At 45.7% G+C, this 746-nt stretch carries 1 protein-coding gene; it reads right to left on the bottom strand.

All coding sequences use genetic code 11. The features are described from left to right. On the bottom strand, window positions 1-95 hold a 95-nt coding region (locus tag VZ95_RS20885), incomplete at its 3' end, for a transposase (RefSeq protein ID WP_045777580.1). Window positions 96-746: the final 651 nt, after the last annotated feature.

Genomic DNA, 746 nt, shown 5'->3' on the forward strand with positions numbered 1-746 from the left:
CCGTGCCGACGACAAACTTCTGCTGTCGCAAGCCCGGATTCCTGTTCCTTCAAAACCCCGATGATCTGTTCTTCGCTGAACCGTGTGCGCTTCATCTTCGTCCGACTCCTTCTGTCGGACTCTACATCAAGACGGATCCAAAATCGGGGGTACGTCATAGGGTTTCTTCATCTGCCTTTGCCATCCGCTATCGAGAACCAGTCTCATGGCACCAACCCCATCAACTCCCCAATCAACTCCTCCACGCTCACCCCTAGCGAGGATCAATGCGTGACGGTGGAAGCCGAACAAGCGGCATAGAGTAGCAAAGGCTTTCCCTGTGTATGCGCCGGATCGCGTGCAGAAACCTCGTGACCGGTCGCTTTGATTTCGGCGTGAAATTTTGCTCCCTCAGTGTCGATTTGACGGAAAAAATAATCAGCCAGCTATGTATACCCAAGGAAGCATATAGCTCTTGTAGAAAATTTCCTTCTTACCAAATTTTTCATGAAATAATTCAGTATCCCTGAACCGCTCGTAGACTCCCGCGAAAGTATGCATTATTACGAATTTTGTATTAGGCTTTCTATGAAATATAGTGGGCAAATCTTCAATAAGACAATGCATTTTCTTTGAGTTAACACTCTTCCTGTTCAAGTGAACTTCGGAAAATAACCCAAAAAAAATTATAGCAATCGAGAGCCCCGAACGCTTCCTTTGTTCTACTGCAAAACAATGCCGATAAAACAACAATCACAATCAGAAAA

It is taken from the genome of Elstera litoralis, assembly GCF_000963705.1.
GTDB classification, from domain to species: Bacteria; Pseudomonadota; Alphaproteobacteria; order Elsterales; family Elsteraceae; genus Elstera; species Elstera litoralis.